This window comes from Tepidanaerobacter sp. GT38, from assembly GCF_021991635.1.
In the GTDB taxonomy this organism is placed as follows: Bacteria; Bacillota; Thermosediminibacteria; order Thermosediminibacterales; family Tepidanaerobacteraceae; genus DTU063.
Window position 1 is genome coordinate 1 of record NZ_JAFFJA010000065.1, and the last position, 5,573, is coordinate 5,573.

Annotated in this window: 5 protein-coding genes; all 5 read right to left on the reverse strand. The window is 39.9% G+C overall.

The window, feature by feature from the left end; all coding sequences use genetic code 11:
• Positions 1-139 precede the first annotated feature (139 nt).
• The 5 genes from amrA to JT739_RS09665 all read right to left on the reverse strand — a co-directional run bounded on the left by amrA (position 140) and on the right by JT739_RS09665 (position 5,403).
• Complete coding sequence (amrA, locus tag JT739_RS09645) at positions 140-1,537, reverse strand: AmmeMemoRadiSam system protein A (RefSeq protein WP_237660909.1); 1,398 nt, start codon at positions 1,535-1,537, stop codon at positions 140-142.
• Between the two features lie 26 nt (positions 1,538-1,563).
• A complete protein-coding gene (locus JT739_RS09650) occupies positions 1,564-2,736 on the reverse strand; it encodes an MFS transporter (protein WP_237660910.1) in 1,173 nt (390 codons plus the stop codon).
• Positions 2,737-2,863: 127 nt separating this feature from the next.
• Entirely contained in the window at positions 2,864-3,946 is a 1,083-nt protein-coding gene (locus JT739_RS09655) for a saccharopine dehydrogenase NADP-binding domain-containing protein (protein WP_237660911.1), read from the reverse strand.
• A 19-nt stretch (positions 3,947-3,965) separates the two neighbouring features.
• Positions 3,966-4,871: a quinate 5-dehydrogenase gene (locus tag JT739_RS09660; RefSeq protein ID WP_237660912.1), complete on the reverse strand. Its 906-nt coding sequence runs from the start codon at positions 4,869-4,871 to the stop codon at positions 3,966-3,968.
• A gap of 1 nt (position 4,872) precedes the next feature.
• The gene (locus JT739_RS09665; RefSeq protein WP_237660913.1) at positions 4,873-5,403 is read right to left on the reverse strand and encodes a transcriptional regulator; all 531 of its coding nucleotides are present in this window, start codon (positions 5,401-5,403) and stop codon (positions 4,873-4,875) included.
• Positions 5,404-5,573: the final 170 nt, after the last annotated feature.

Consider the following 5,573-nt stretch of genomic DNA (forward strand, 5'->3'; position numbering starts at 1 on the left):
TTTTTTCTTTTGCTGTTAAATACAATATTTAATAAATTTGTAACGTGTTTTGTTGTTTTTATTTTATGCCAAAGGTGACATTTTCACTGAATAAAAATCACGCCTTTTAGGTGACATTTTCAAAGATTATTGACATTAGTTAAATGTGCCTTACAACTTCAAATCTTTCTATTTCATATTTTTCGTTAGGTTTTATACCGGCCTTGGCTAGGGCAATTTTTAGCTGTTCTTCAACCGTATCCACACCTTCCAAGTCAGGAAGTAACAGGCCCGCTCTTGAACCTTTTTTCACGATTACACCATATTTTTTAGGATCAAGCAAATCTTTAGAATCAACTGGTTCCGGTTTTGTCAGCACATCTACTGAATACTCCAGGTCATCCAGTTCATCACCACACACCGGGTAAAATCTGGGATCTTCACAACCTGCAGATATGGCATTTCTCTGTATTTCTTCCGCTATGTTTTTCCGCGTCGGTAGGAAAGTACCTATGCAACCGCGAAGCTGACCGTGTTTTTTTATAGATACGAAAACTCCTGCCCTTGAGGTTAACATCTCCTCCGGCAAATTATCAGGAAGCTTTGGAATTTTACCCTCTTTTACATAAGTTTCCAGGGTGTAGCGGGCAAGTTTTACATAAGGGTCTTCTTTCTTTCTCCGGTCATCAATCTCTGCCCGTCGCAGCTGGTAAAGCTGTTCAAGCATACTTTCTCCACTTGCCTCAGGTTTAAATCTAGCAATACAATATCCAACACCGAAAGGTCCCTCATAAGACAACACCTCAGAATTTACACTGTATCCGTCAAGGGTGCCTGCCATTGTCCAAATGGACCTTAGGCCACATTCGCCGGCTCTTTCTATAAGAGTTGGTTTCAAGGCCAGCATGGCTTTGATATCAAATGCGTTAAGTATTTCCACTAGTTTTTCGTCAAAAATCTTTCCATTTGGATCATATCCTGCAGGAGCATCAGGGGTTAGCCTGTGGGACAGGTCACCGCTGGCAATTACCACTACTTTCTTATCAATGGCAAAAGCCGCATCCTGTATAAGCTTGCCAAAAGCATACAGATCCTCATAGGGCAGCATGCCAAAGGCTATGGGTAGTAGTTTGAAATCAGCAAAGTGCTTACTCACAAAGTATAGGGGTACCGTAACACCATGGTCAAGTTTTTCCCTAAAACCGTAGTTAAAAAACCTAGCTTTGCTGGATGTTGTAACGGAGATGTTTTTTTTATCTGCTCTTTTTAGTATCTCTTCTTTTAAATCGTCATCCCGGTCAAATTCCATCTTAACCTGCGGTGCTCCAAAGTCCGCAAGGCTTCCTTTTAGCTCAAAGTCATAAACACATATGGCATCGTAAAAAACGGGACCGTGGGGAGAAATAATAACAATAGTATCCGGCGAAAGCTCCTTAATTTCCCTCGCCACAGTATAAGCTGCTTTTACTGATGATGATACTTTTTGTGTTTCCCTGCCTCCTACCTCTTCTATCATAATCGCAGGGTGTGGCATCAGGTAACAGGACAATATACCCATCGCGAAACCTCCTTTCTGATAAAATTTTAGCTTGCCTTTTCATGCTTAATGCGCTGCTCTCTGATAAATGGCCTGTACACATACTGATACAGGCAAAAACCTATAAAGGGCAGTATGGCCAGATACAAATACAGCCATTTAAAATCAATGTATTCGCTTAGGCCTCCTAACATAACTCCGGCAGCTACGCCTAAATCAAAGGCAGCCGTAAACACTCCAAGGGCCATGCTGCGGGAGACATCGTAAATATTTATAACTAAAAGTGAGTTCATAAGGGGGAAAAGCAGTGCAAAACCCACTCCATAAATCATCGCAGCAACTACCAATTTTGGAAAACTGTCAACAAAGCTCATAGAAATAAAGGAAAGGGTCAAGACAGCCAATGCTATTGCTATCAGCTCTTCCAGGTAGCGATTGCTCCATTTGCCTATAAAGAGCCTTGTAGCTACTACAACTGCAGTGTTTATAATAAAGAAATATTCCGTTCCCGTTATTCCCTTGGCAACGGCAAAAAGGGGCAGCATGGCCGAAATTGCGCCAAAAGTAACCATTCCGCAGAAAAGTATGATTGTGGGCAGATAGACACTTCGATTTAAAAGAACCTTTATAAAGTTGGAAGTAGTCTGGCTCTGTTTAGTAGTTTTAACCTCTGACAGGAAAAATAATAACACCATCGCAATTATTGCAACCATTAATGTGCTCAATACGGCAGCATTAAAGCCTGATTTTTCCATGAGCTTAGTCCCTAAGGCAGGGGATAAGCCCTTGGCAATAATAAAAGAAATGGAATTATAACCCATAAAGCGCGTCAGGTTTTCGGATGATGCAATTTCAGCAGTAAAATTTGCAGAAGCTACCGTAAACGTTCCAACTGTAAAGCCGTAAATCAGCAGGGTAAGCGAAAGCCCTAGTATGGCATACGGCATTTTTATCAGTAAAGGAGTTAAGAAAAACAGTATTATGGATATAAACATTACTTTTTTGCTGCCATAAGTATTTATCATGGCTCCGCCGACAGGCCTTGCAATCATAGAGCTTATAGAGAAAAGGCCCATAACAGTGCCGATGGTTAAATTGTCAAAACCAAGATAAAGCATATGTTCTGGTATAACGGGCATCATTATGTAATACGTAGAAATAAAGGCTATGGTTGCAGCTAAAACTACTGCAAAGTTTTTTAACTCATCATTTTTCTTCAACTTGAAATCCCCCTTACTGATAATTTATATCATTTTTTTTATTTTAACACATTGTCATAAGGTAAGTAAATTGAAGATAAAAATAGCCCATCATTCCCTTTGGAAATAGATGGGCTATTTTTATGCTTTAACAGGCTTTTTCTATTTTCTGCCTTGCATTTTCCTTAATCTTTTCTATTTGTTCCTCCGTTACCGGTCTTTCAAAACTGCGAAAACCTGCCAGTTTAAAACCGTGCTTTTTAGCTATTCGGCTTATCTCTTCAATCTGCTCTACAGTAAGGTCTCTTCCCAATGTGAAATTTTCATATCGGCCTTCCAGTGACAGCATCATGGTCTCCGCCATGCATGCATATGCGGTTTTAGGAGGAAAGCCAAAGTTAAAGTTGAAATTCACATCACCGGGAACTTCCACCACACCGCCCTCTATAATTAACACATCATTTCGCTTTTGGGCTACTTCCTTTGAAACATCTCTAGGCCTTGATACATCGCATACTACCGCACCGGGCTTTAAATCTTCCGCTTCAATAATGACATCTAAGCTGCTGGTAACTGTAATAATGACATCAGCCTTTCTGACAGATTTTTTTACATCAGTAGAAATCATCACCGAAAGGCCCGTGTCTTTTAATATTTTATCAGCTACTTTTTCAAGCTTTTCCGTATTTCTTCCGGCAAGAGTTAGATATTTGCAATCCCTTGCAAGGATTTGCGCACAAACACTGCCGATGGAACCGCCAGCTCCTATTATCAAAACTTCCGCATCCTTAATGTTTTTCCCCATGATTTCCGCAGCCTTTTTGGTGCCTTCAATAGCTGTTGCAACTGTATAGCTGTTGCCAGTAGTTACAGCAATATTTAAGTTTTTGGCCACCGTGATACCTGCATCACCTACAACCGCTGTAAATGCTCCAAGACCCAATATCTTTGCTCCCAATTTTTCCGCCAGTTTACCGGTTTTAATAATTTTGTCAATTACAAACTCCTCCGGTAGCTGTATCATTTGTTTAGTAGTAAGAGGGCATCCAACAAAATAGCCTTCGGCTTCATTATAATTGCTCTTTACGCCGGTGATGTGCGAAACTTTCATTGGCGGAAATCTCTTAATGATGCTTTCGACAGCACCCTCAGGCAGTCTTTTCATAAACTTAAGTTTTCGATAAATATCAGAAAGCTCTATGGGATGTATCATAAAAGCAAATTTCTCCATCTTTTTACACCTCAAATTGTTAGTTTAAGACTTCTATCCGTGGAGTAAACCCAATCTTATCCAGGAGTTCGTCATAGTCAGCCGGAGTTAGGGATTTGTAAGGTTTTTGTGAAAGTGATACTAAAACTCCTTCCATTACATTGGTGCCAAAAGACCTTCCATTAAGTTTTGGAGTTGTTGTAATCAGCATCTTGGCACCTCTTTCGGTAAGCATAGCTACATCATCGGCTGTAACAGTATTTGTAAGGATAATCTTGCCCGAAATATCCATTGGCAAATGCCGCTTTATAAAATGAAAGTCGCCGGCTATCACATCAGCTTCATCATAAAAGCGGCCAAATTTTGTATCAGTCTTCTTTTCCTGTTTCTCTCCTGTAGGATACAAAAGGCTAAAAGGCAGCTTGCAGACAACGGGTGCAACGATACTGGCTATTAAATTTAGGCTTTTTAAAGACTTAAGTGGTATAGGCACGCCAAGTGCAAAAATCAAATCGCCCAGTACTAAGTCACACCCTGCCTTTTCCAGTGCCTCGGCCATGCCGAAGCGATCCATGCCGCACACCAAAAGGACCTTTTTGTTTTTAAAATCTACAACCTTTTCTTTAATGAGATAATCCACGACTTTCCTTTCCAAAGTATTTTTTAGACCTGAACCGTCAACAATTGGGGATATCTTAGCCGCTTTAGCAATCGGCACAGCATCCTTTATTGTATAGCGCTTGTTTCCGATACATACATAAAGGTCTATTCCGCCCATGCCAAAAGCGCTGACTTTACCATCATTTTCTTTGATAATTTCTATGGCTTTTTTTATATCACCATCAGTTCCGATGCGCTCGATTATAAATTGTTCTCCCAGGACTTCAATCTCCACTCTATGGTTTCGCTTAGAAGACCCTATGCTCACACTTAGCACATGTTTCATATCAACCATCCTTCTTTATGGTTCTTATGATATTTCTTAAATAGTCAGGCTCCACATAAACATCCTGAGTTATAGGTGATTTGCCTAAATCTATTGGAACCACTTCATTGTCTAGAAGTGCTTTAAACAGCCTGAGCCTTTGGTCTGAACCAAGGATTATGACTACATCGTACTGCCTTACTTTGTAAATAATGCTCATGACCTCGTTTAATAGCTCTATACCGCTTTTCTCATATACAAAATCCCAGCGCTGCCGGTCAGTCATCAGCAAAGAAAAATCCACACCTTCCTCGGCAGCTACCTGCTTTATTTCATCTATGTTTTTTATGGGAAAGCCTACTAAAGCTATTGTTTTTCCTTTTCTTATTTCCCCAAGGCTTTCTAAACGTGACAAAAAAGTTCTATCGGTATTAAACTTTTTGGCAACATCAGCCTGGGAAAACCCTTGCCGCCTCAGTTCAAGCATTTCATTGATAGTCGTTGCTATGCGAGATAAGCTTATGAGTTTATCTCCTATTCTTATAAGGTCCAATACAGCACCTCCATGTGCACAATTTTGTGCTCACCTAATTTTATCCTACAGAAACAAAAAAATCAAGAGATTTAAATAAATAAACCAACCTCTTGATTGAACCACCAAAAAATATTTTTAATTTAACAGGGACATATTAATATTAAAATAGGCTTTGTAAAGTTAACATG